The organism is Methylobacterium oryzae, assembly GCF_036441375.1.
GTDB lineage: Bacteria > Pseudomonadota > Alphaproteobacteria > Rhizobiales > Beijerinckiaceae > Methylobacterium > Methylobacterium oryzae_A.
Genome location: NZ_MLCA01000014.1, coordinates 185,003 through 207,074, shown reverse-complemented (window position 1 = coordinate 207,074; position 22,072 = coordinate 185,003). Strand labels below are relative to the sequence as shown.

General features: G+C 73.4%; 23 protein-coding genes. 12 read left to right on the top strand and 11 right to left on the bottom strand.

Annotated elements, in window-relative coordinates; genetic code table 11:
- The first annotated feature begins 37 nt into the window (after window positions 1-37).
- From ruvB to MOTC310_RS24625, 3 genes are all read left to right on the top strand, one after another.
- On the top strand, window positions 38-1,234 hold the full coding sequence (gene ruvB, locus MOTC310_RS24635) for a Holliday junction branch migration DNA helicase RuvB (RefSeq protein ID WP_419539966.1): 1,197 nt from the start codon (window positions 38-40) through the stop codon (window positions 1,232-1,234).
- A gap of 160 nt (window positions 1,235-1,394) precedes the next feature.
- On the top strand, window positions 1,395-2,015 hold the full coding sequence (locus tag MOTC310_RS24630; RefSeq protein WP_024828796.1) for a glutathione S-transferase N-terminal domain-containing protein: 621 nt from the start codon (window positions 1,395-1,397) through the stop codon (window positions 2,013-2,015).
- 60 nt (window positions 2,016-2,075) lie between these two features.
- Entirely contained in the window at window positions 2,076-3,647 is a 1,572-nt protein-coding gene (locus tag MOTC310_RS24625) for an ABC transporter substrate-binding protein (protein WP_331303672.1), read from the top strand.
- A gap of 11 nt (window positions 3,648-3,658) precedes the next feature.
- Here the strand turns inward: MOTC310_RS24625 and MOTC310_RS24620 are convergent, their stop codons facing one another.
- Window positions 3,659-5,620 carry a putative bifunctional diguanylate cyclase/phosphodiesterase gene (locus tag MOTC310_RS24620; protein ID WP_331303671.1) on the bottom strand — a complete coding sequence of 654 codons (1,962 nt, stop codon included), beginning with the start codon at window positions 5,618-5,620 and terminating at the stop codon, window positions 3,659-3,661.
- A gap of 426 nt (window positions 5,621-6,046) precedes the next feature.
- Between MOTC310_RS24620 and MOTC310_RS24615 the strand changes: the two genes are divergently transcribed.
- The 5 genes from MOTC310_RS24615 to MOTC310_RS24595 all read left to right on the top strand — a co-directional run bounded on the left by MOTC310_RS24615 (window position 6,047) and on the right by MOTC310_RS24595 (window position 10,923).
- Complete coding sequence (locus tag MOTC310_RS24615; RefSeq protein ID WP_331303670.1) at window positions 6,047-6,391, top strand: MliC family protein; 345 nt, start codon at window positions 6,047-6,049, stop codon at window positions 6,389-6,391.
- Between the two features lie 120 nt (window positions 6,392-6,511).
- Window positions 6,512-7,468 carry a GlxA family transcriptional regulator gene (locus tag MOTC310_RS24610; protein ID WP_331292994.1) on the top strand — a complete coding sequence of 319 codons (957 nt, stop codon included), beginning with the start codon at window positions 6,512-6,514 and terminating at the stop codon, window positions 7,466-7,468.
- 107 nt (window positions 7,469-7,575) lie between these two features.
- Window positions 7,576-8,022, top strand: coding sequence for a (2Fe-2S)-binding protein (locus tag MOTC310_RS24605; protein ID WP_331292993.1), 447 nt, complete (start codon window positions 7,576-7,578; stop codon window positions 8,020-8,022).
- Between the two features lie 10 nt (window positions 8,023-8,032).
- A complete protein-coding gene (locus MOTC310_RS24600; RefSeq protein WP_331303669.1) occupies window positions 8,033-10,288 on the top strand; it encodes a xanthine dehydrogenase family protein molybdopterin-binding subunit in 2,256 nt (751 codons plus the stop codon).
- 431 nt (window positions 10,289-10,719) lie between these two features.
- Window positions 10,720-10,923 carry a hypothetical protein gene (locus MOTC310_RS24595; RefSeq protein WP_331303668.1) on the top strand — a complete coding sequence of 68 codons (204 nt, stop codon included), beginning with the start codon at window positions 10,720-10,722 and terminating at the stop codon, window positions 10,921-10,923.
- On the opposite strand, the gene rclC is transcribed toward MOTC310_RS24595, so the two are convergent.
- The 4 genes from rclC to MOTC310_RS24575 form a co-directional block, all read right to left on the bottom strand.
- Window positions 10,920-11,543, bottom strand: coding sequence for a reactive chlorine resistance membrane protein RclC (rclC, locus tag MOTC310_RS24590; protein WP_331292987.1), 624 nt, complete (start codon window positions 11,541-11,543; stop codon window positions 10,920-10,922). The two genes, MOTC310_RS24595 and rclC, sit on opposite strands and share 4 nt — an antisense overlap.
- A gap of 37 nt (window positions 11,544-11,580) precedes the next feature.
- Window positions 11,581-11,928 carry a carboxymuconolactone decarboxylase family protein gene (locus MOTC310_RS24585; protein ID WP_331292986.1) on the bottom strand — a complete coding sequence of 116 codons (348 nt, stop codon included), beginning with the start codon at window positions 11,926-11,928 and terminating at the stop codon, window positions 11,581-11,583.
- An 87-nt stretch (window positions 11,929-12,015) separates the two neighbouring features.
- Window positions 12,016-12,744: a helix-turn-helix domain-containing protein gene (locus MOTC310_RS24580; protein ID WP_331304106.1), complete on the bottom strand. Its 729-nt coding sequence runs from the start codon at window positions 12,742-12,744 to the stop codon at window positions 12,016-12,018.
- A 232-nt stretch (window positions 12,745-12,976) separates the two neighbouring features.
- The gene (locus MOTC310_RS24575; protein WP_331303667.1) at window positions 12,977-13,690 is read right to left on the bottom strand and encodes a TetR/AcrR family transcriptional regulator; all 714 of its coding nucleotides are present in this window, start codon (window positions 13,688-13,690) and stop codon (window positions 12,977-12,979) included.
- Between the two features lie 144 nt (window positions 13,691-13,834).
- Between MOTC310_RS24575 and MOTC310_RS24570 the strand changes: the two genes are divergently transcribed.
- The 4 genes from MOTC310_RS24570 to MOTC310_RS24555 all read left to right on the top strand — a co-directional run bounded on the left by MOTC310_RS24570 (window position 13,835) and on the right by MOTC310_RS24555 (window position 17,698).
- Window positions 13,835-15,040 (top strand): acyl-CoA dehydrogenase family protein, encoded by a 1,206-nt coding sequence (locus tag MOTC310_RS24570; protein ID WP_331303666.1) that lies wholly within the window; start codon window positions 13,835-13,837, stop codon window positions 15,038-15,040.
- 96 nt (window positions 15,041-15,136) lie between these two features.
- On the top strand, window positions 15,137-16,315 hold the full coding sequence (gene bktB, locus MOTC310_RS24565) for a beta-ketothiolase BktB (RefSeq protein ID WP_331303665.1): 1,179 nt from the start codon (window positions 15,137-15,139) through the stop codon (window positions 16,313-16,315).
- A gap of 16 nt (window positions 16,316-16,331) precedes the next feature.
- Window positions 16,332-17,372, top strand: a complete 1,041-nt coding sequence (locus MOTC310_RS24560) for a phosphotransferase family protein (RefSeq protein WP_331303664.1) — start codon at window positions 16,332-16,334, stop codon at window positions 17,370-17,372.
- The gene (locus tag MOTC310_RS24555; protein ID WP_331303663.1) at window positions 17,369-17,698 is read left to right on the top strand and encodes a DUF6285 domain-containing protein; all 330 of its coding nucleotides are present in this window, start codon (window positions 17,369-17,371) and stop codon (window positions 17,696-17,698) included. Before MOTC310_RS24560 ends, MOTC310_RS24555 begins: the two co-directional genes overlap by 4 nt.
- Before the next feature lie 137 nt (window positions 17,699-17,835).
- Here the strand turns inward: MOTC310_RS24555 and MOTC310_RS24550 are convergent, their stop codons facing one another.
- The 6 genes from MOTC310_RS24550 to MOTC310_RS24525 form a co-directional block, all read right to left on the bottom strand.
- Complete coding sequence (locus MOTC310_RS24550; protein WP_331303662.1) at window positions 17,836-18,219, bottom strand: CsbD family protein; 384 nt, start codon at window positions 18,217-18,219, stop codon at window positions 17,836-17,838.
- 78 nt (window positions 18,220-18,297) lie between these two features.
- Complete coding sequence (locus MOTC310_RS24545) at window positions 18,298-18,501, bottom strand: CsbD family protein (protein WP_331303661.1); 204 nt, start codon at window positions 18,499-18,501, stop codon at window positions 18,298-18,300.
- A gap of 107 nt (window positions 18,502-18,608) precedes the next feature.
- The gene (locus tag MOTC310_RS24540) at window positions 18,609-19,532 is read right to left on the bottom strand and encodes a PhnA-like protein (RefSeq protein ID WP_331303660.1); all 924 of its coding nucleotides are present in this window, start codon (window positions 19,530-19,532) and stop codon (window positions 18,609-18,611) included.
- Window positions 19,533-19,622: 90 nt separating this feature from the next.
- The gene (locus MOTC310_RS24535; protein WP_331303659.1) at window positions 19,623-20,126 is read right to left on the bottom strand and encodes a CsbD family protein; all 504 of its coding nucleotides are present in this window, start codon (window positions 20,124-20,126) and stop codon (window positions 19,623-19,625) included.
- A 90-nt stretch (window positions 20,127-20,216) separates the two neighbouring features.
- Window positions 20,217-20,387: a CsbD family protein gene (locus tag MOTC310_RS24530; RefSeq protein WP_331303658.1), complete on the bottom strand. Its 171-nt coding sequence runs from the start codon at window positions 20,385-20,387 to the stop codon at window positions 20,217-20,219.
- A 95-nt stretch (window positions 20,388-20,482) separates the two neighbouring features.
- A complete protein-coding gene (locus MOTC310_RS24525; protein WP_331304105.1) occupies window positions 20,483-21,943 on the bottom strand; it encodes a helix-turn-helix transcriptional regulator in 1,461 nt (486 codons plus the stop codon).
- Between the last annotated feature and the right edge of the window lie 129 nt (window positions 21,944-22,072).

The following is a 22,072-nucleotide window of genomic DNA, read 5'->3' as shown; positions in this document are numbered from 1 at the left end:
CAAGACGGTCCGGCCGGGGCCGGCCCCGGGCGCGGGGATGACCGCCGCGGAGGCGGATCAGACGATCCGCCCGCTGAGCCTGTCCGCGTTCATCGGTCAGCGGGCGGCGCGAGCGAACATGCAGGTGTTCATCGAGGCGGCGAAGAAGACCGGCCAAGCGCTCGACCACGTGCTGTTCGTCGGGCCGCCGGGTTTGGGCAAGACCACGCTGGCCCAGATCGTGGCGCGCGAGCTCGGCGTGAACTTCCGCTCGACCTCCGGACCGGTCATCGCCAAGGCCGGCGATCTGGCCGCGCAGCTCACCAACCTGGAGGAGCGCGACGTCCTGTTCATCGACGAGATCCACCGGCTCAACCCGGCGGTCGAGGAGATCCTCTACCCGGCCATGGAGGATTACCAGCTCGACCTGATCATCGGCGAGGGCCCGGCGGCGCGCTCGGTCAAGATCGAGCTGCCGTTCCGCTCGACCTCCGGACCGGTCATCGCCAAGGCCGGCGATCTGGCCGCGCAGCTCACCAACCTGGAGGAGCGCGACGTCCTGTTCATCGACGAGATCCACCGGCTCAACCCGGCGGTCGAGGAGATCCTCTACCCGGCCATGGAGGATTACCAGCTCGACCTGATCATCGGCGAGGGCCCGGCGGCGCGCTCGGTCAAGATCGAGCTGCCGAAGTTCACCCTGGTGGGCGCCACGACGCGCGCGGGCCTCTTGACGACGCCGCTGCGCGACCGGTTCGGGATCCCGATCCGGCTGGAATTCTACGAGATCGACGAGCTGGAGCAGATCGTGGCCCGCGGCGCGCGGGTCCTGGGCTTAGGCATGTCGGCGGAGGGCGCCAACGAGATCGCCCGGCGGGCGCGGGGCACGCCGCGGATCGCGGGGCGGCTTCTGCGGCGGGTGCGGGACTTCGCGGTGGTGGCGGAGGCCGAGACGGTGACGCGAGCGATCGCCGACCGGGCGCTGCAGCTGCTCGACGTGGACGGGGCCGGGCTCGACGTGATGGACCGCAAGTACCTGAGCCTGATCGCGCGCGCGTTCGGGGGCGGGCCCGTGGGGATCGAGACGATCGGGGCGGCCCTGTCGGAGCCGCGGGACGCGATCGAGGACATCATCGAGCCCTACCTGATCCAGCGCGGCTTCGTGCAGCGCACCCCCCGCGGCCGCGTCCTCACCCGCCACGCCTACCGCCATATGGGCCTGCCCGAGCCCGAGCCGGCCCCGGTCGCCGCCTGAGCGCCGGTGATCCCCGGCCGTCATGCCGGGTCGCCGGACGGCGAGCCCGGGCTTCGCCGCGCGGCCCGGGGATGACGGAGGGCGGCGTCGGCCGGGCCGGCCGAATTGCCGGTCCCGGCCGCCGGCCCTAGCTTCCCTCCGCGCAGCGGAGGCGCCCGCGATGATCGACCTCTACGCCTGGAACACCCCCAATGGCCGGAAGATCAGCGTGGCGCTGGAGGAGATGGCGCTGCCCTACCGGGTCATCCCGGTGGACATCACCCAGGGAGCGCAGCACGCGCCGGACTTCCTGGCGATCAGCCCGAACAACCGCATCCCCGCCATCGTCGACCCGGACGGGCCGGACGGGTCCCCGATCCCGGTGTTCGAGTCCGGGGCGATCCTGCTCTACCTCGCCGAGAAGACCGGCCGCTTCCTGCCCGAGGATCGGCGGCAGCGCGTCGCCGCCCTGGAATGGCTGATGTGGCAGATGGGCGGCTTCGGGCCCATGCCCGGCCAGGTCCACCACTTCCTGACCGTCGCGGAGGCCGACCGCGCCTACGGGCTCGCCCGCTACAGCAAGGAGACGCACCGGCTCTACGGCGTGCTGGACCGGCGCCTCGCGCAGGTCGCGTACGTGGCGGGGCCGCTCTCGGTGGCGGATTTCGCGATCCTCGGCTGGGCGTGGCGCCACGAGCGCCATCAGGTCGACCTCGCCGATTACCCGCAGGTCCGGCGCTGGTACGACCGGATGATGGCGCGCCCCGCCGTGCAGCGGGGCTTCGCCGTCGCGCTGAGCTGAGGCGGGGCGCCCCCTGGTCCGGCGCTTGCGACGCGGAGGTCCACCGTTCGGGGAGTGACGATGAGGCGACGCACCTTCCTCGCCGCGGGGGCCGCGGCCCTGGCGGCCCCCTCCGTGGGGCGGGCGCAGGGCGCCCGGGTCCTGCGCATGGTCCCCCAGGCGAACGTCACCTCCATCGATCCGATCTGGACGACGGCGATCGTGACCCGCAACCACGCCTACGTGGTCTACGACACGCTGTTCGGCCTCGACGCCGAGCTGCGGCCGCGGCCGCAGATGGCCGCCGGCCTCAGGGTCGAGCAGGACGGGCGCCGGGTGACGATCCCCCTGCGCGCGGGCCTGCGCTTCCACGACGGCACGCCGGTCCTGGCGCGGGACTGCGTCGCCAGCATCCGGCGCTGGGCGGCGCGCAACGGCTTCGGCCAGACCCTGATGGCCGCCACCGACGAGCTCGGGGCCGACGGCGACACCGACATCGTGTTCCGCCTGAAGGCGCCGTTCCCGCTCCTGCCTCAGGCGCTGGCGAGCGTCAGCCAGCCGGCCTTCGTCATGCCCGAGCGGATCGCCCAGACCGACCCGTACAAGCAGATCACCGACGCCACCGGCTCCGGGCCGTTCCGCTGGAAGGCCGACGAGTTCAACTCGGGCAGCCTGATGGTCTACGAGCGCCATCCCGGCTACGTGCCGGCCCCGGGCAGCCCGAGCCTGACGGCCGGCGGCAAGGTCGCGCATTTCGACCGGATCGAGTGGCGGATCATCGCCGACGGCGCCACCGCGGCGGCGGCGCTGCAGAACGGCGAGATCGACTGGTACGAGCAGCCGCCGCCCGAACTCCAGCAGCTGCTCGCCCGCAACCGGGACATCGTGGTCGAGGGCCTCGACCGGCTCACCAACCCGGCGATCCTGCGGATGAACCACCTGCAGCCGCCCTTCGACGACGTCGCGGTGCGCCGGGCGGTGCTGCCGGCGATCGTCCAGAGCGACTTCATGGCGGCGATCGCGGGCGACGATCCGGCCAATTTCAACGCTCGCTGCGGGATCTTCACGCCGGACACGCCGATGGCGACGCAGGCCGGCCTGGACGTGCTCACCGGGCCGCGCAGCCTCGACGCCGCCCGGGCGGCGCTCAAGGCCTCGGGCTACGACGGGGCGAAGATCCGGCTGATCGGCCCCACCGACATCCTGGCGCCGTCGGCGCTGACCCAGGTCGCGGCCGACCTGCTCCCCCGGATCGGCTTCGACGTCGACCTGGCCCTGAGCGACTGGGGCACGGTGATCCAGCGGCGCGTCTCCCGCGAGCCGGTCGAGAAGGGCGGCTGGTCGGTGCTGCTCACCACCTTCTCGTCCTTCGACAACGCCGACCCCGCCGCCCTCCAGCCGCTCCGGGCCAACGGGCCGAACGCGTGGTTCGGCTGGCCGTCGGTGCCGCGGCTGGAGGCGCTGCGGGCCGCGTGGTTCGCGGCCTCCGACGCGGAGGCGCGCCGGGCGATCTGCGCCGACATGCAGCGGATCGCCCTCGAGGAGGTCGTGTTCGTGCCGGTTGGCTCCTACCGCTCGATGACCTCGTACCGGCGCGACCTCACGGGCCGGCTCCCGGGCTTCCCGATCCTGTGGAATCTCCGCCGCGCCTGAGGGGCGGCGGCTCAGGCCCTGAGGCGCACCGCGCCGGCCTCCGCTTCCGCCTCGCCCTCCAGCCGCCGGAGCAGGTCGGCGAGGGGCATCGGCCGGCCGATATGGTAGCCCTGGGCGTAGCGGCTGCCGTGCCGCCGCGCCACGTCGAGCTGGGCCTCCGTCTCGATCCCCTCGACGATCCCGTCGAGGCCGAGGTTCCGGCACAGGTCCAGGATCGTGGAGACGAGGCTGCGGCCCCGGTCCGTGTCGATGTCGGCCATGAAGCTGCGGTCGATCTTGATCTTGTCCAGCGGCAGGCGGTGGACGTAGCCCAGGCTCGAATAGCCGGTCCCGAAATCGTCGAGGGCGATCTTGATGCCGAGGCTGCGCAGGGTGGTGATGGCCGCCTTGGCGTGATCGAAGTCGCGCATCAGGGCGGTCTCGGTGAGTTCGAGCGTCAGGCGGCGCGGGTCGAGGCCGCTGCCCTGCACCGAAGCCAGGATCGCCAGGACGGTCTCCGGCGAGGCGAGATCGTGGGCGGAGAGGTTGAAGGACAGGCCGGTCCCGGGCGGCAGCTGCGCACAATCCGCGAGCGCCTTGCGCAGGAGCAGGAGCGTCACCGTGTGGATCATGCCGCAGCGCTCGGCGGCCGCGATGAACCGGTCCGGGGGGACGGAGCCCAGCGACGGGCTTGTCCAGCGCGCCAGACCCTCCACGAAGGCGGTCCGGCCCGCCTCGAGGTCGAGGACCGGCTGGTAGTGCAGCACCATCTCGGCGGCGAGGTCGGCCGTCCGCAGGGCCGTCTCCACCGCCTGCTCGGCGCGGATCGCGTCCTTGTGCTCCTGCGAGAACAGGGTCGTCGCGCCGCGCCGCTGCTCCTTGGAGTGGTAGAGCGCGTAGTCGGCGCGGTCGAACAGGGCGTCGGCGTCGTGCGTGACCCGGCAGGGCAGGGCCAGCCCGCCCGAGCAGCCCGTGACGACCTGGATGTCGCCGATCAAGATCGGCTGCTGGAGCGCCGTGCAGATGCTGTCGCAGACGGTGAGCGCCGCCGCGGCCGAGTCCGGCGCGCGCAGGAGGACGCCGAACTCGTCGCCCCCCAGCCGCGTCACCACCACGGCGGCGCTCGCGAACCCCGCGAGGCGCCGGCCGGCCTCCGCCAGGACCCGGTCACCGACATTGTGCCCGTAGGTGTCGTTGATCGGCTTGAAGCGGTCGAGGTCGAAGATCGCCAGGGCGAAGGGCGTGTCCGCCCCGGAAGGCGACCGGATCGCCGCGTCGAGCTGCTGGAAGAAGTAGCGCCGGTTGGGCAGGCCGGTCAGGCTGTCGGTCTGGGCGAGGCGCGCGTTCTCCTCGGAGAGTTCGCTCGCCATGGCCTGGGACGCGACGAGGTCGACGAAGGCCCGGTAGTTGGTGTTGAGGATGCGGACCATCACCGCCGTCACGAAGGCCGTGTTGACGGCGATGGCGAGGAAGACGTTGTTCCCGCTGGTCACGCAGCAGAACAGGAACACGCCCATCACGATCCCGGTCACCAGGAAGGCCGCGACCGGCAGGTGCGTCAGGCAGAAGATGCAGGCGATCACCGTGACGGCCACGAAGATCGCCACGTGGCCCTGCTCGTAGGGGCCGCCGAACCTGTTCAGGACCATCGCCCAGATCACGAAGGCGACCGAGAAGAACACCGTGAGCACCGTGGTCCGCCGCAGATGACGGGCGGCCTGTGCCTCGCTCAACGTCTCGGGCCGCAGGCGCAGCCAGTGCGCCGCCCGCACCACGCACAGCGAGATCACGACGGCCGGGATGCCGAGCGTCAGGATGGCCGGCGCCAGACCGTAATGCGTCACGGCGAGCGCGCCGGCATTGACCGAGAGCAGCCCGTAGAGGGTCGGGATCTGCTTCCGCAGCTCCGCGAGCTGACGCGTGGCGGTCAGGCCCCGGGCGGATGTGGCCAACGACGCGATCAGTAACGAGAGCGGATGTTTGGGAAGGTTCATCGGAGCTGCGGCTGCGCAATTTCGGTATTACTATTTTCCTTTCATTAAGGAGGCATTTAAGCGGCGGCAGAGGAGGATGGTCGTCCAGGGCGTGACCGCGCGCTCTCGCGCGCCGGTCCGCGGTGATCTGCAGAAGATGTGCCCGCGACCGCTCGGATTTCCGGCGGCGTCCGGCCTGCTTTGACTGGGCGGCAACCCGAACTGTCTTGCCGCAGTTGTTGTGGCTGCATTTGACATCTTCATCGGCTTGTCCCGCGCGGGCTCGGCGGGTCGCGCGCCGATGCCATCCCGGGTCTCGCCCGCGCCCATCGTCCCGGCTGGCCGCCACTGGCCCGCGCCGCCCGCCTGCCCGATTGCCCGCGCGCCGCATCCCGGCGATGATCGTCGCGGCGACGCGGCCGCGGGCGCGAGGCTGGAGAGAGACCGATGCGAACCCGTGACCGCGCCGCCCGCGCCGCGATCCTCCTCGGCGGGCTGGCCATGGCCGCCGGGCCGGGGCAGGCCGAGACGATCGACGTGACCTTCGCCTGCGCGAACGGCCAGGCCCTGGCCGTCACGTTCGTGAACGCCGCGGGGCCTGACAAGGCGGTCGTCCGGCCCGCGGGCGGCGCTGCCGTCACCCTGCCCGTGCAGCTGAGCGGGTCGGGGTTCCGCTACGCCGACGCCACGCACGAGCTCCGGGGAAAGGGGCGATCGGTCACGTGGACCGACGGGTCCGGCAAGCCCGTCACCTGCACCGACCGGACGCCGGCGGACGCCGAGCCCCGCTAGGACACGCGGCGCCGGGCACGGGAGCGGCTCCGGACACGGATGCCTCCTTTCCGGCCACGACCCTTGTCCCGGCCCGGCCGGTGCCTGATGTTGTCCGCCTGCGAAGCGGAGCGGTCATCCATGGCTGTCGTGCGGCGGATCGGCCTCGTGGTCTGTCCCGATTTCGATTTCATGGCCCTGGCGGTGACCTCGCCCTTCGTGCTGGCCAACAAGTACGCGCAGGCCGCGCTCTACGACGTCCGCGTGCTCGCCGAGCAGGGCGGCCGGGTGCGCGCGGGGCTGGGCCCCGACATCGCCGCCGAGCCGCTCGGCGAGCCGGATGCCTTCGACACGATCCTGGTCGCGGCCGGGATCGGGCTCCCGAAGACCACGCCGGGCCTCGCCGGCCATCTCCGGGCGGCGGCCCGGGCGACGCGCCGGGTCGCCGGGCTGTGCCTGGGCGCGTTCATCCTGGCCGATGCCGGCCTGCTCGACGGCCGCCGCGCCACGACCCACTGGCACTTCGCGCCGCAGTTCCGCGAGCGCTACCCCGCGGCCCGGCTCGACATCGACAAGATCTACATCGCCGACGACAACATCTGGACCTCGGCGGGCATGTCGGCGGCGATCGACCTCGCGGTCGCCATGGTGGAGCGGGATCACGGCCGCGACCTCGCGACCCGCGTCGCCCGCGGGCTGGTCATGGAGCGCCGCCGGGCCGGCGGTCAGGCGCAGCACTCGGCGCTGCTGGAGGTGGATGCGCCCACGGACCGGATCCAGAGCGTGCTCGCCTACGCCCGCCAGAACCTGCGGCTGCCGCTGACCACCGAGGCGCTCGCCGCCGCGGCCTGCCTCAGCCCGCGCCAGTTCACACGGCTGTTCCGGGCCGAGACCGGCATCTCGCCCGCCAAGGCCATCGAGACGATCCGCGTCGAGGCCGCCAAGCTGATGCTGGAGGAGAGCCGCCTGCCCATCGAGGTGATCGCCCAGGAGGCCGGCTTCGCCAACCGCGAGCGGATGCGCCGCGCGTTCCTCCGCGTCCACGGCGCGGTGCCGCGGGCGATCCGCCGGGCGGCCGGGCCCCTCGCGGTCGCCTGAACGCGCGCCTCCATGGCCGGAAACGTGGCTTCTATGGCGTAGGCCGCCCTCCGCGGCGACCGTAAGCATGGCCGGGAGACTCAGCCGATCCTCGGAGGAACGCGGCCATGGTAAATCTGACGATTAACGGCCGCCCGCACGCGGTCGATGCCGAGCCCGACACGCCGCTCCTGTTCGTCCTGCGCGACACGCTCGGGATGACCGGTACCAAGTACGGCTGCGGGATCGCCCAGTGCGGGGCCTGCACGGTGCTCCTCGACGGGCAGGCGACGCGCTCCTGCCAGGTGCCGCTGGACAGCGTCGGCGGCCAGGCCGTCACCACCATCGAGGCGATCGAGCAGGACGCCGTCGGCCAAAAGGTCGTCGAGGCCTGGGTCTCCGTGCAGGTGCCCCAGTGCGGCTACTGCCAGTCGGGCCAGGTCATGGCCGCCACGGCCCTCCTCAAGCAGACGCCCAAGCCGACCGATGCCGAGATCGCCGAGGCGATGACCAACCTGTGCCGGTGCGGGACCTACAACGCCATCGCCGCCGCCGTGCGGCAGGCCGCCGCCTGAGGAGGTCGCCATGGACCAGCTCCGCGATTTCGCCCGTCTCGGCCTCGCCCGCGTCGATCCCGTCTCCGACGGCCCGCCGCGCCGGCCGGACCCCTCCCGCCGCGGCGTCCTCGCGGCGGCCGGCGGCGCCCTGGTGCGCGCCGCCCGGGCGGAGGCGCAGGGGCCCGCGGAGGGCGCGGGCGCCCTCGCGCCCAAGCCCGGCACCCGGGTCGCCGCCTTCCTGGAGATCCACCCGGACGGGACCATCAGGCTGCTGAGCCCCTTCGTGGAGGGCGGCCAGGGCATCGCCACCGGCTTGGCGCAGATCGTCGGCGAGGAACTCGACGTGCCGCCGTCCCGCTTCGTGGTGGAATGCGCGCCGCCCGGTCCGGACTACGCCGTCGTGAACGGCATCCGCATGACCGGCGGCAGCTTCTCGACCCGGTCGAGCTACGACGTCATGCGGCGCCTCGGCGCCACCGCCCGGGACCTGATGATCCGCGCCGCCGCGTCCCGGCTCAAGGTCCAGGAGGGCGAGCTCACCACCCGGGACGGGGTCGTGCTGCACGCGGCCTCGAACACGTCGCTCCCCTACGGCGCGCTGGCGGCCGACGCGCTGGCGCTGAAGCCGAACGAGAGCGTCGCCCTGCGCGACCCGAAGACCTTCCGCTACATCCGCCAGCCGGTCCCGCGGATCGACGTGCGGGACAAGTCGACCGGCCGGGCGATCTACGCGATCGACCAGAAGGTCGACGGCATGCTCTACGCCGCCGTGCAGCACGCGCCGCGGCTCGGGACCGAGCCGGAGAGCCTGGCGAACGAGGCCGAGGTCAAGGCCATGCCGGGGGTGCACGCGGTGCACCGCCTGCCGGGCGCCATGGCGGTCACCGCCGACAGCTGGTGGCGCGCCCGCAAGGCCGTCGAGGCCCTGCAGGTGGCGTGGTCGGCGGGCAAGCCCAGCGGCATCGACACGGTCGCGGCCGATTTCTCCTCCGCCGGCATGCTCGCCGCGCTGAAGGCCTCGGCCGATCCGGGCCACGTGGCCGAGGCGGAGGGCGACGTGACGGGCGCCTTCGCCAGGGCCGCCAAGGTGGTCGAGGCGGATTACGAGGCGCCCTACCTCGCCCATGCCCAGCTGGAGCCGCCCTCGGCGATCGCGCGCTTCAACGGCGACGGCACCCTCGACGTCTGGTTGCCGAACCAGATGCCGGAAGTGTTCCAGGCCGTGTCGGCCAAGGTCGCCGGTCTGGAGCCGGCGCAGGTCCGGATCCACTCGCCGATGCTCGGCGGCTTCTTCGGCCGGCACTTCACCTACGAGGCCGGCAACCCGTTCCCGCAGGCGATCCTGCTCGCCAAGGCGACCGGCCGGCCCGTGAAGGTCCTGTGGTCGCGCGAGGAGGAGTTCGCCCGCGACGCGGTCCGGCCTCTGAGCTTCAGCCGATTCCGGGCGGCCCTCGACGCGGCGGGCCGGCCGACCGCGATCGCGGTGCGCACGGTCGGCGAGGGGCCGATCGGCCGCTACTTCGGCATGATGATGAAGACGCCCGTCGACCCCTCGGCGGTCGAGGGCATCGTCGAGAAGCCCTACGCGGTGCCGAACCGGCGCATGACCTTCACAAAGGTCGCGCACCCCGTGAACATCGCGTTCTGGCGCTCCGTCGGCCACTCGATGAACGACGCGTTCTACGAGAGCTTCCTCGACGAGGTCGCGCAGGCCGGCGGGCAGGATCCCTTCGCGCTGCGCATGGCGCTCCTCGAGGGCAGCGCCCGCCACCGCGCCCTGCTGACGGCGGTGGCCGAGATGTCGGGCGGCTGGCGGCGCGGCCCCTACCGGGCCGAGGGCGGCGTGCGCGCCCGCGGCGTCGCGATGGCCTCGCCCTTCGGGTCGGAGACGGCCACCGTCGCCGAGGTCTCGGTGGCGGGCGGAGAGGCCCGCGTCCACAATCTCTGGATCGCGTTCGACCCGGGCAGCATCGTCAACCCGGCGATCGTCAGGGCGCAGGTCGAGTCGGCGGCCGCGCTCGGCTTGTCCTCGGTCCTGTTCGAGCAGATCGTCTACCGGGACGGCGTGCGCCAGTCGCAGAACTACGACACCTATCCGATCCTGCGCCGGGAGCACATGCCGGCCGTGCACGTGCGCGTCGTCGAGAGCGGCGCGCCGATGGGCGGGGTCGGCGAGCCGGGGCTGCCGGGCGTGCCGCCCGCAATCCTCAACGCCATCGCGGCGCTGACCGGCCAGCGGATCCGCGCCCTGCCGGTGGCCAACACCAAGCTCGGCGCCGCCTGAGCGCCCGGCGGCCGGGACCGGCACGGGACATCCGCGGTGACACAGGGCCACGGGGCGGCCCCAGGCACGGGCGCGCCCTCGGGGGCCGGCGCGGCATACGCCGCGCGCCGCGGTCTCGGCTGAGCGGCGTCCGGGGACGCGGCCCGCCCTGGCTCGCCCTGGCCCGGACGCGCGGGACCCGCTAGGAACCGCCCGTCCCGAAGGGCGAGGCGTCCCCGGCCGCCCGGCAGCGACGCGGAGAGCACCCTTGTCTGCGCCCAGGCCCGCGCCCCTGCCCGGGGGCCCGTCGCGGTTCGACGCCGTTCTGCTCGATCTCGACGGCACCCTCGTCGACAGCCTGGCCGATCTCCGGACGGCCCTGAACGCCACCCTGGCGCGGGAGGGCCTGCCGCCGGTCGGGGCCGCCGCGATGCGGGCCATGGTGGGCGACGGTGCGGTGGCGCTGCTGCGGCGCGGCCTGCGCGCCTCGGGCGGTGCTCCCGGCGGCCCGCGCCGCCGGCACCGCCGCCATCCTGGCCCGCTACGGGTACGGGCGCCCCGCGGACGCCGACGCCGCCGACGCCGTCCTCGACGACATCGGCGGCCTGCGGGCCCTGATCGGGGCGCTGCCCGCGGGCCGCACCCCGGCCTCCTAGCGGCTGCCCGCGAGCGCGAGGCGGGCGGGGGCGCCCGGTGTCCGGGCCTCCCGCTCGAGGACGGCGCGTGCGCTGTCGGCGAGGACGAGCCAGGCGCCGGCCATGAGGGTGACGTCCTTGAGGACGAGGCGCCCGGCGCCGGACAGGTAGGGGAAGCCGTGCTGGGCGTCGCCGAGCGCGCCCACCCAGGCCTCGGGGGTGGTGACGAGGAACGACAGGGTGACCACCGGGGTGAGGAAGGCCAGCACCGCCCCGGCCAGGCCCAGGCGCCGCGACGCCAGCCCGACCAGGACGAGCAGGCCGATCAGCAGCTCGACCGTGCCCAGGCCGCGCGAGAACGCGTAGGTGTGGTTGGCCGCCTGCCAGGCGCGCGCGGCGAGGTTGAGCTCGCCCTCGTGGGTGAGGTGCTGCGCGTACTGGTCGGGATGGGCGTAGAAGAACGCCATCACCGGACTGTTGGCGACGAAGGGCGTGATGCTGTCGGCCTCGTAGGGCACGAACTTGAGCGCGCCGATCCAGAGGAAGATGACCGCGATGGCGACCCGCATGGCCTGGAGGCCGAGGCGGTTCGAGCCCGGCCCGGAGACGAGGCCGAGGACGCGACGAAGCTGCGTGTTCATGGCACGATTCCTTGTTCAACCGGATGGGAGGATGGGGCTAGGCCTCGGCGGAGGCCGCGAAGGCGTCGAGCGCGCGGGTCGCGTAGACGACCGCGGCCCCGGCATTGAGGCTGGTGGCGACCCCGAGGGCCTCGGCCAGCTCGGCCTCGGTGGCGCCGAGCTTGCGGGCGGCGTCGGTGTGGACCGAGATACAGCCGTCGCAGCGCAGGGAGATCGCCACCGCCACCGCGATCAGCTCGCGGGTCTTGGCGTCGAGCTGGCCGGTCTTCTGGCCCGCCGTGCTGAGGGTGCCGTAGCCGCGCACCGTGTCGGGGCTGAGCTTGGCGAAGTGTCCGACGCCGGCGGTGACCTGCTGGCGGTAGGTGTTCCAATCGGTCATGTGCATGACGACCTCCTTCGTGATGACGGAGAAGGTAATCGGGGCCGGCCGCGCCCTCGATGACCGGGCGGCGCAGGCTGATGACCGGGCGGATCAGCCCGCCGGCGCGGCGGCCTCGGCCTGCCGGGCCTGTCCCGGCCGGACCCCGTACTTGCGCAGGAACGCCCGGCTGAGGGCGGCCGCGGACTGGTAGCCGACCTCCGCGGCGAGACGCTCGAGGGAGACCGTCTCGGTGCGCAGGCGGTGATGGGCGAGCCCGAGCCGCAGGTCGGTGAGGAATTCGAGCGGGGCGACGCCCGCCGCCCCGCGGAAGGCGCGCACGAGGCTCGCCCGCGAGGCGGCGGCCGTCGCGGCCAGCGCGTCCAGCGTCCAGGGATGCACCGGGTCGCGCACCATCGCCAGCACCGCCCGGGCGGTGAGCGGCTGCCCCAGGAGGCGCAGCAGGCCCTCGGCCGGGGCCGACGCCTCGAGATGGGCGCGCAGCATCATCAGGAACAGCGCGCTCGCGAGATTCTCGGCGACCGCGACCGACCCGGCGCGGAGGTCGCTCAGCTCCTCGCGGATGCCGTCCAGCAGCGGCGCGAAGCGGGTGGCCAGCGGCTGCGCGCCGACGCTCAGCACGAGGAGGTCCGGCAGGGCGGCGACGATCAGGGTGCGGGGCGCCGCCTCGAAGGCCAGGCGGCCGCAGATCAGCTCGACCTCCGGCTCGACCCCGACCGTGGTCTTGAACCGCAGATCGTGCGCGTGGCGGACCGCGACGGGCAGAGGCGTCGACGGCGGCGGCCCCGCGCCGTGGAGCAGGTGCGCGTCGCCGCGCGGCAGGAGCAGGATGTCCCCGGCCGCGACCTGCAGCGGCGCGCCCCCGGGCCGCCGCAGCGTCNGGCGCGAGGCCGCTCAGCGGGTCGTCGACCCCGTCGGCCCCGTCGGCCTCGGGCCCGCCCGCGCGGCGCCTGATCGGTCCGGCCATGCTCCTCGCGCTCCGGTACGCCCCCGCGGCCCGGCATAAGGGCGCGCGGTGGCCTCGGCCAGGGGGAACGCCCGCCGCCGCGCGGGGTCAGCCCGGCGCGATGGCCTTCTCGACGAAGGCGATGACGCCGTCGATGTAGCGCTGGATCGGGACGCCGCGCTTCCGGTGCTTGGCCCGCTTCACGTACCAGTCCTGCAGGAGCGGCTTGATCAGCGCGGCGGTGAGATCGACGTCGGCGACCGCGAAGGCGCCCGCCGCCGCGCCGCGGGCGAGGACCTCGGCGAAGATGCGCTCCGTGGCGGCCTCGCTCTCCGTCGCCATCGTCCGGGCGGGGGCCGGGAAGCCCTTCGCCTCCATGAAGGCGAAGACGAACCAGGGCTGCATCGCCTCGGTCAGGCGGATATGGGTCTCGATCAGCCAGCGCAGATGCGCGGCCGGATCCGCCGCGAGCCCCGCCGGGGCCTGCCGCAGGACCGCCTCGGCCGTCTCGGCCACCTCGGTGAGGATCATCACCAGCAGCGTGTTCTTGTTGTCGAAGTACGAGTAGAGCCCGCCCATGCTGAGCCCCGAGGCCTGGGCGAGGTCGCGCAGGCTCGTCTCGTGGAAGCCCTGCCGGCTCGACAGTTTCAGCACCGCCTCGATGATCCGGGCGAGGTTGGCGGTGGCGACGTGGTCCTTCCGGACGCGGATCCGGTCCCGGTGCCGCGCCAGGATCCGCGCGCAGACCGCCTCGGTCGCGTAGGCGTCCTTCGCCTTGAGGGCGGCCGCGGGGAGGGCCGGAGGGGCGTCTGCGGGTCTCATCGATCCATCGTGGCGCGAGCCCGCCGGGGCGACGGCCGGGAACGGTCCCCCCGCGGTCTAGACCGTTGCCAGGCGCGAATCCAGGCGGTAAAAAGCGAGCGCTCGCTCGATTTTTACCGTCGGCACGGCACAGGAGGTGGGCCCGTGGATTTCACCATCTCCCCGCGCGTCGCGGATTACCGCGCCCGGATCGCGGCCTTCGTGGACGCGCACATCCTGCCGCTGGAGGCCGATCCGGCGGCCTATGACGGTCACGGCAACATCAGCCTCGCCGAGCTGGCCCGGCTGCGCGGCCTCGCCCGCGCAGAGGGCCTGTGGTGCCTGCAGCTGCGGCCCGAGACCGGGGGCGCCGGTCTCGACAAGGTCGGCATGGCGGTCTGCTACGAGGCCATGAACCGCTCGATCTTCGGGCCGGTCGTGTTCAACTCGGCCGCGCCCGACGACGGCAACATGATGGTGCTGGAGAAGGTCGCGACCCCGGACCAGAAGGCGCGCTGGCTCGCGCCGATCGTGGAGGGGCGGGTCCGCTCGGCCTTCGCCATGACCGAGCCGCATCCCGGCGGCGGCTCCGATCCCGGCATGATCCAGACCCGGGCCGAGCGGCGGGGCGACGGCTACGTGGTCACCGGCCGCAAGTGGTACATCACCGGGGCCGAGGAGGCCGAGCACTTCATCCTGATGGCGCGCACCTCCGACGACGCGCGGAAAGGGCTGACCGCCTTCCTGTTCCACCGGGACCAGCCCGGCTGGCGGATCCTGCGCCGCATCCCGATCATGGGGCCGGAGGAGCACGGCGGCCACTGCGAGCTGCTGTTCGAGGGCCTGGAGATCCCGGCCGAGAACGTCCTGATGAACGAGGGCGACGGCCTGAAGCTCACCCAGATCCGCCTCGGGCCGGCGCGGCTGACCCACTGCATGCGCTGGCTTGGCCTGTCGAAGCGCTGCGTCGAGATCGCCCGGGCCTACGCAGCCGAGCGGCACGGCTTCGGGATCCGGCTGGCCGACCGGGAGAGCATCCAGCTGATGCTGGGCGACCTCGCCATGCGGATCGAGATCGGGCGCCTCTTGGTGATGAAGGCCGCCTGGGCCCTCGACCGGGGCAGCTTCGCCCGCAAGGAGGTGTCGATGGCCAAGGTGCACGTGGCCAACCTCCTGCACGCGGCCGCCGACACGGCGATCCAGATCAACGGCGCGCGGGGCTACTCCACCGACACGCCCCTTGAGTGGATCTACCGCTACGCCCGGCAGGCGCGCCTCGTGGACGGGGCCGACGAGGTCCACAAGATGGTCCTGAACCGCAATCTTGAGGCCGAGGGCGACGCCTTCTGGTCGTGGGACGTCGGGGCCTGAGCGTCGGGGCCTGAGCGGGGCCGACACCGTCCGCCCGCCGCGCGGGGCGCGTCGGCAGGCCGAGCCAGACAGGGAAGCCGAGAGGAAGCCGAGAGTATGACCGAGGTCGTGATCACAGGCGCGGTGCGCACCGCGATCGGCACGTTCGGCGGCGCGCTGGCCGGCACGCCGCCCTCCGTCCTCGCCGCAAGCTGCGTCGCGGAGGCGCTGCGCCGCGCCGGGACCGCGCCCGAGACGGTCGGGCACGTGGTCCTCGGCAACGTCATCCCGACCGAGCCCCGGGACGCCTACATCGCCCGCGTCGCGGCGATGGAGGGCGGGATTCCCGAGGAGGTGCCGGCCATGACGGTCAACCGCCTCTGCGGCAGCGGCCTGCAGGCGATCGTCTCGGCCGCGCAGTCCATCCTGCTCGGCGACGCCGAGACGGCCGTGGCCGGCGGCGCCGAGAGCATGAGCCGCGCCCCCCACCTGCTGACCACCGGGCGGACCGGGTCGCGCATGGGCGACGCCGTGCTGGTCGACTACATGCTCGGCGCGCTGACCGACCCGTTCGGCAACGGCCACATGGGCGTCACCGCCGAGAACGTCGCCGCGCGCTACGCCGTCCCCCGCGACGCGCAGGACGCCTTCGCGGCCGAGAGCCAGGCCCGCGCCGCGCGGGCGATCCGCGAGGGCCGGTTCCGGGAGCAGATCCTGCCGATCGAGATCCAGCGCAAGCGCGAGACGGTGGCCTTCGACACCGACGAGCACCCGAAGGCCACGAGCGCCGAGGACCTCGCCAAGCTGCGCCCGGCCTTCTCCAAGACCGGCAGCGTCACGGCCGGCAACGCCTCGGGGCTGAACGACGGCGCGGCGGCCCTCGTCCTGTCGAGCGCCGCGCGGGCCGCGCGCGACGGCGCGACGCCCCTCGCCCGCATCGTCGGCTACGCCCACGCCGGCGTGGACCCGTCCGAGATGGGCATGGGCCCGGTGCCGGCGGTGCGGCGGCTGCTGGAGCGGACCGGCCTGCGGGCGGGCGATTTCGACGTCATCGAGTCGAACGAGGCCTTCGCGGCGCAGGCCTGCGCGGTCTCCCGCGAACTCGACCTCGATCCCGACAAGGTCAACCCGAACGGCGGCGCCATCGCCCTCGGCCACCCGATCGGCGCCACGGGGGCGATCATCACCGTGAAGGCCCTCTACGAGCTGGCCCGGACCGGCGGCCGCTACGGGCTCGTGACCATGTGCATCGGCGGCGGCCAGGGCATCGCCATGGCGGTCGAGCGCCTCCCGTGACGCGGCCCTGAGCCCGATGCTGGACGCAGATCAGAGGACGGCGCTCTGCGCCTGGATCGGCCGGACCCTGGAGGCCGGGACGGTCGCGCTCGACGACGCCCGGCCGCTGACCGGCGGCTCGATCCAGGAGAACTGGATGCTGTCGTGCCGGGTCGACGGCGCCCCCCGGGGCTTCGTCCTGCGCAAGGACGCGGCCGCCACCATCGCGTCGAGCCGCTCGCGGGCGGAGGAGTTCCGGATCCTGCGCGCCGCCTTCGCGGCCGGCGTGCGGGTGCCGGAGCCAGTCGGGTTCTGCGCGGATCCGGGGGTGGTCGGGGCGCCCTTCGCGCTGATGGGCCTCGTCTCCGGGATCGGGCTGGGGCCGCGGGTGGTCAAGGACATGAGCCTCGGCGGCGACCGCGCGGCCTTGGCCGAGCAGCTCGGCCGCGAGCTCGCCCGGACGCACGGCATCCTGCCGGCGGCCGGCCCGGGCACCGCCCCGGCGGACGACCTCGCCTTCCTCGGCGCGCCCGAGCCGGAGCCGGCCCTGGCCGAGATCCGCGCGCTCCGGGCGAGTCTCGACGGGATCGGCGCCGCGCGCCCGGCCCTCGAATGGGGCCTGCGCTGGGCCGAGCTCCGCGCGCCGCCCTGTCCCCGGCCGGTCCTGGTCCACCGCGACTTCCGCACCGGCAACTACATGGTCGATGCCGAGGGCCTGACGGCGATCCTCGACTGGGAATTCGCCGGCTGGGGCGACCCGGTCCAGGATATCGGCTGGTTCTGCGCCGCCTGCTGGCGCTTCGGCCGGCCCGACCTGGAGGCCGGCGGCATCGCCCCGCGGGCCGCCTTCTACCGCGGCTACGAGGCCGAGAGCGGGCGCGCGATCGAGCCGGAGGCGGTGCGCTACTGGGAGGTCATGGCGCATCTGCGCTGGGCGGTGATCGCCCTGGAGCAGGGCCACCGCCACGTCTCCGGTCAGGAGACGTCGCTGGAGCTGGCGCTGACCGGCCGGATGGTGCCCGAACTCGAGGCCGCGATCCTGCGCGAGACCGCGCCCGAGCGGTGGGGAGCCCGATGAGCGAATCCTTCCCGGACGCGCCCGCGGGCGCCGCCCTCCTGGCGGTCGCCCGGCAGAGCCTCCTCGACGAGGTCGCCCCGGCCCTGTCGGGGCGCCAGCGCTACGTCCTGCTGATGGCTGCCAACGCGATGGGCGTGGTCATGCGGGAGATCGCGCAGGCGGGCGCCGCGACCGAGGCCTGGGAGCGGGCGCTGGACGGCGCCGGATCGCCCGCCGACCTGGTCGCGGCGATCCGCGCCGGCCGCCACGACGGCGACGCGGCGCTCCACGCGGCGCTGGTCGAGACGACCCAGATCGCCGCCGGCATCTGGAAGGCCCCGGGCTAGCGATCCCGGGGCGCCGATCCGGATCTCAGTAGGGGCGGCCGGTGCCCCGGCGCCGGTCGTAGCGGCGCCCGAGATAGGCGATGAGCTTCGGCACGATGAAGGCCGTCAGGAGCTTGCGCAGCATCGGTAAACCTCCGTCAGCGGGCGCGGCGGACGAGCCAGCCCGCCGCGAAGGCGAGGGCGGCCAGACCCAGCAGGGTGTTGGTGCGGTTGGCCTCGGCCGTGCGGATCGCCTGCCGGCCGTAATCGGCGCCGCGGCGACGCACGTCCCGGGCGCGGTCCCGGCCCTCGTCGATCAGGTGGTCGGCCCGTCTCCGGGCGGCCTCGGTCAGGTGGCGGCCGTCCTCCGCGAGGTCCTCGGCCCGGTCGCGGGCGCGGCCGTAGGCGTACTGCGCCCCGCCCGCCACTTGGTTGACGGCGCCGCGCACCTGACGGGCCGGGTCACCGGTCAGGCCGCCCAGGGCGGTCTGGGCGCGGCCCTTGATGTGGCGGGACGCGCCGCGGATCTGGTCGCGGTTCATGCAGCTCTCCTGTTCTCGGGTGGATGGAGCCCCGTCTCGGGGCGGCGGCGCCGGTGTGCCGGCGCCGCGGTGTCGGGATCAGTGCTTGCCGGTGACCTTGTCGGCGATGGACTTGGCGCCGTCCTTGACGTCGCCGACGGTCTTCTGCGCCTCGCCCTTCAGCTCCTGCGCCTTGCCCTCGGCCACCAGCTTGTCGTTGCCGGTCGCCTTGCCGGCCGCCTGCTTGACGCTGCCGACGGCCTCGTTGGCCAGACCCTTGAGCTTGTCGGTGGTGCTGCTCATCGTGTGCTCCTGCTTCGCTGGTGAGGCCGGTCTCCCGGCCGGTGGTGGCTCCCGCAGTCCGCGCGGGGGCCGGTGACGGGGTCAGAGAGAGATGTCAGAGGGCGGTGTCAGACGCGCCGGGTCTCGTAGGCGCCCAGCAGGGTCGCGGGCTTAGGCGCACCCATCCGGCCGCCGACATACGCCGCCAGCGCGCCCAGGATCAGCGCCAGCGCCGCGTAGAAGGCGCCCTGCGTGGCCGCCGACTTCGCCGTCACGGCAGCGGCCTCCGCCTTCTGCTTGGCGCTGGCCACCGCCTGGTCGTACTGCTTCTGGTAGTCGTCGATCTGCGCCTTGGCCTGATCCGGCGTGATGCCCTGCGCCTTGGCCAGGGCGTCGGCGGCGCGGGTCTTGGCCTGCTCCTTCTGGGCCGGGTCACCGGTCAGGACGGCCTTCACCGCCGCCACAGCCGCGTCCTTGGCAGCCTGCGGGTCCTGGCCGGCGGCCTGCTGGCGGACCTTGTCCTCGATGCCGTCGAGCGGGTTCGAGATCTTCGACAGCGACGGCGCCGCCGCCTGGGCGGCGGTCTGCACCGTGCCGCCGACGAGGTTGCCGGCGCCGCCCAGCGCCCCCGAGACCGTGCTGAGCGTGCCGCCGACCAGGCCGCTGGCGGCCGAGGTCAGCAGGTACAGCACCACCAGCGTCGTCACCGCCCAGGAGACCAGCCCGTGCAGGGCGGCCGCCCCCGGCAGGGCCTTGCCCGAGAGCCGCCCGGCGATGAGGCCGCCGGCCAGGGAGGCGACGAGGCCGGAGGCGACGAACCACACGCCCGCGCCCATCGAGACGGCGGAGGCGGAGGGGTTGTCGGCGGCGGTCGTGCCGACCGAGGCCAGCCCGACGCCGACGCCGACGAGGTTGATGATCACCTGGGTGACCAGCGCGGTCACGGCGCCGGCGAAGATCGCGCCCCAGGAGACTTGGTTGAGCAGGACGGCGCGCGTGTCGGCGTGCGCGTCCGGCGCGAGGGGCGTTGCAACGGTCTGGATGGTGGTCACGCTGTCACTCCGGTGGTGGATCGCTGAAATTCGTGGGGCCGCCGGCCCCCGGAAGGCCCGGGGGTTGCCGGGACGCGGCTCAGTCGCGGCTCAATCGCGGCGGGCGCTGACGAGCAGGCCGAGGCCGAAGCCCGCGATGCCGGCGATGAGCAGGGAGGCGAGCGGGTACTCGGCGACCTGCTGGCCGACCTCGCGGGTGCCGCGGCGCAGGGCGTGGCTGCCGCGCGCGTAGACGTCCTCGGCGTAGTCGTACGCCTCCTCGGCGGCGTGGCGGACGCCGCGCTCGGCGCGGGCGTACTGGTCCTCGACGGCGCCCTGGGCGCGGCGGGCGCGGGCCTCGACGTCGTCGGCCCCGAGATCGTCGACGGCGTCGCGAACCCGGCCGCCGATGTCGCGGGCCGCGTCGGCCACGTGGTCGGCCGCGTCGCGCACGGTGTCCTTGGCCTGGCCGTAGAGGGTCTCGGCCTGTCCGGCGGCCTCGCGGGCGCGGCCCTCGACCGAGTCCCGCCGCGAGCCGGTCAGGTCGCCGAACGCGCCCTGCACCTTGCCGCCGAGTTCCCGGGCCGCGCCCGTGATCCGATTGGTATCGACCATGTCATTCTCCTTCGTCTTCGCGTCGGCGACCGCCTCCGCGACCGCGCTCGTGGTGGGGGCGCCTCACCGTGAGGCGCCGGGTGACGTCCGTCAGCGCGGGCCGGAGCCCGCGGGCCCGGAGCCGGCCTTCGATCCGGGCGCGTCGCGCTTCTGGCGCCGGCCCTCGGTCTCCGTCCGGGCATCGCCGGTCAGCTTGCCGATGGCCTCCTTCACCGAGCCCTTGAGGTGCTCGGCGGACAGTGTCTTCCTGTCTTCGGTCATGGGCGCCTCGTCATGCGTAAGAAAACCCTTGCCGAGCGGAAGATGTACGCCGGGCGCGCCGGATCAATGGTGTGGTTGTACCAGTATTGCGGTATTCATCCGTCAGAGATGTTCAGGGGAAAGCCGTTCTCGCGCCCCCAGACGACTGCCTCGCTGCGCTTGTGGATGCCGATCTTGCGGTACAGTGCGGCGCCGTGATTGCGCACCGTGTTGCGCGACAGACCGAGCTTGCGCGCGATCGCGTCGTCGCCGAGCCCCGCGCAGATCAGGTTGAGGATCTGGCGCTCGCGCACGGTCAGGTTCGGCGCCGCCGCGTCGCCGCCCTCCCGGGCCGGCCGGCGCAGGTTCGCCAGCTTCTCGATCAGCCCGCGGCTGAACCACGACGTGTCGGCCATCACGGTCTCGATCGCGTCGAACAGCTCCCGCTCGGTGTGCTTGCGCTCGGTGATGTCCTGCAGCACCAGCAGCACGAAGGCCGCCTCGTTGATCTCGACCCGCTCGGCCGAGACCAGGCAGTCGAGGTGCGCGCCGCTCTCGTGGCGCAGGCACACCTCGACGCCCAGCACGTAGCCCTGCCGCTCGAGCGCGGCCTCGACCTGCAGGCGCTGCTTGTCGGCGACCCACAGCCCGGCCTCCGCCAGCGAGCGGCCGACGACGCGGTCCTCGCCCAGGCCGAAGACCCGGCTGAACGCCGCGTTCACGCCCGTGACCTGGCCGTCGTCGGCCCGCGCCAGCACGGTCGGCACCGGCGTCATCCGGAACGCCTTGGCGAAGCGCTCCTCGCTCTGGCGCAGCGCGGCCTCGGCCTTCCGGCGCAACTCCAGGTCCGCGAAGGTGAACAGCATGCACGGCTCGTCGCCCATCGCGATCGGCTGCCCGGCGACGATCACGCAGCGGCTTCCGCCGTCGGGCAGGTCGAGGCAGGCCTCCATCTGGGGGATCGTGGCGCCGGCGTTGAGCCGGGCGACGGCGAGGTCGCGGTTGCGGGCGCCGGCCAGGACGTCGAGCTCGTAGACGCTGCGGCCGATCACGGCGTCGCGGRTGTGYCCGGTCATCTCCAGGAAGCCGGCATTGACCTTGACGTGGCGCAGGTCGGACAGGCGCGTGATCACGGCCGGGGCCGGGTTGGCGTTGAAGGTGCGCTCGAAGCGCTCCTCGGCCTCGAACTGGTCGGAGACGTCCTTGAGGATCAGCGCGAGGCAGCTCGGGTTGCCGTCGCGGTCGGTGGCCACGAGGCTGCGCAGCGAGTGGACGAAGTCGAGCTCGGGCCTGTCGGCGCGGCGCACCTCGACCACGACGTCGTGGAAGCGCTCGCCGGCGATCACGCGCTCGATCGGGTACTGGTTGGGCGTGACGTGGTTGCGGTAGCGCAGGCAGAAGCGGTCGCGGTAAGCCTCGACGGTGGGTCCGAGCTCGTCGAGGCTCTCGGCGCCGTGCATCGCGAGCGCGGCCGCGTTGGCGTACGCGATGGTCTGGTCGGGCTCGACCAGGATCACGCCCTCGCTGAGGCCGGCGATGATCTGCCGGAGCTCGTGCCTGTCGACGCCCGCCGTCACAGCTTCCACACCCCGTCCCGCGCCCGCTGCCCGAGCGGCAGCGGGGCACAAACGGGTTGCGCACAAGCCGGTTCCCACACGTAAGTTATTTTCCTGGTATACGCGCACCATTGACGCGGGCGTTTCGAG

What these genes read in the sequence shown, in the direction of transcription:
- ruvB (WP_419539966.1), top strand. Translation starts at nt 38, where the DNA reads ATGACCGCCGCGGAGGCGGATCAGACGATCCGCCCGCTGAGCCTGTCC.
- MOTC310_RS24630 (WP_024828796.1), top strand. Translation starts at nt 1,395, where the DNA reads ATGATCGACCTCTACGCCTGGAACACCCCCAATGGCCGGAAGATCAGC.
- MOTC310_RS24625 (WP_331303672.1), top strand. Translation starts at nt 2,076, where the DNA reads ATGAGGCGACGCACCTTCCTCGCCGCGGGGGCCGCGGCCCTGGCGGCC.
- MOTC310_RS24620 (WP_331303671.1), bottom strand. Translation starts at nt 5,620, where the DNA reads ATGAACCTTCCCAAACATCCGCTCTCGTTACTGATCGCGTCGTTGGCC.
- MOTC310_RS24615 (WP_331303670.1), top strand. Translation starts at nt 6,047, where the DNA reads ATGCGAACCCGTGACCGCGCCGCCCGCGCCGCGATCCTCCTCGGCGGG.
- MOTC310_RS24610 (WP_331292994.1), top strand. Translation starts at nt 6,512, where the DNA reads ATGGCTGTCGTGCGGCGGATCGGCCTCGTGGTCTGTCCCGATTTCGAT.
- MOTC310_RS24605 (WP_331292993.1), top strand. Translation starts at nt 7,576, where the DNA reads ATGGTAAATCTGACGATTAACGGCCGCCCGCACGCGGTCGATGCCGAG.
- MOTC310_RS24600 (WP_331303669.1), top strand. Translation starts at nt 8,033, where the DNA reads ATGGACCAGCTCCGCGATTTCGCCCGTCTCGGCCTCGCCCGCGTCGAT.
- rclC (WP_331292987.1), bottom strand. Translation starts at nt 11,543, where the DNA reads ATGAACACGCAGCTTCGTCGCGTCCTCGGCCTCGTCTCCGGGCCGGGC.
- MOTC310_RS24585 (WP_331292986.1), bottom strand. Translation starts at nt 11,928, where the DNA reads ATGCACATGACCGATTGGAACACCTACCGCCAGCAGGTCACCGCCGGC.
- MOTC310_RS24575 (WP_331303667.1), bottom strand. Translation starts at nt 13,690, where the DNA reads ATGAGACCCGCAGACGCCCCTCCGGCCCTCCCCGCGGCCGCCCTCAAG.
- bktB (WP_331303665.1), top strand. Translation starts at nt 15,137, where the DNA reads ATGACCGAGGTCGTGATCACAGGCGCGGTGCGCACCGCGATCGGCACG.
- MOTC310_RS24560 (WP_331303664.1), top strand. Translation starts at nt 16,332, where the DNA reads ATGCTGGACGCAGATCAGAGGACGGCGCTCTGCGCCTGGATCGGCCGG.
- MOTC310_RS24555 (WP_331303663.1), top strand. Translation starts at nt 17,369, where the DNA reads ATGAGCGAATCCTTCCCGGACGCGCCCGCGGGCGCCGCCCTCCTGGCG.
- MOTC310_RS24550 (WP_331303662.1), bottom strand. Translation starts at nt 18,219, where the DNA reads ATGAACCGCGACCAGATCCGCGGCGCGTCCCGCCACATCAAGGGCCGC.
- MOTC310_RS24545 (WP_331303661.1), bottom strand. Translation starts at nt 18,501, where the DNA reads ATGAGCAGCACCACCGACAAGCTCAAGGGTCTGGCCAACGAGGCCGTC.
- MOTC310_RS24535 (WP_331303659.1), bottom strand. Translation starts at nt 20,126, where the DNA reads ATGGTCGATACCAATCGGATCACGGGCGCGGCCCGGGAACTCGGCGGC.
- MOTC310_RS24530 (WP_331303658.1), bottom strand. Translation starts at nt 20,387, where the DNA reads ATGACCGAAGACAGGAAGACACTGTCCGCCGAGCACCTCAAGGGCTCG.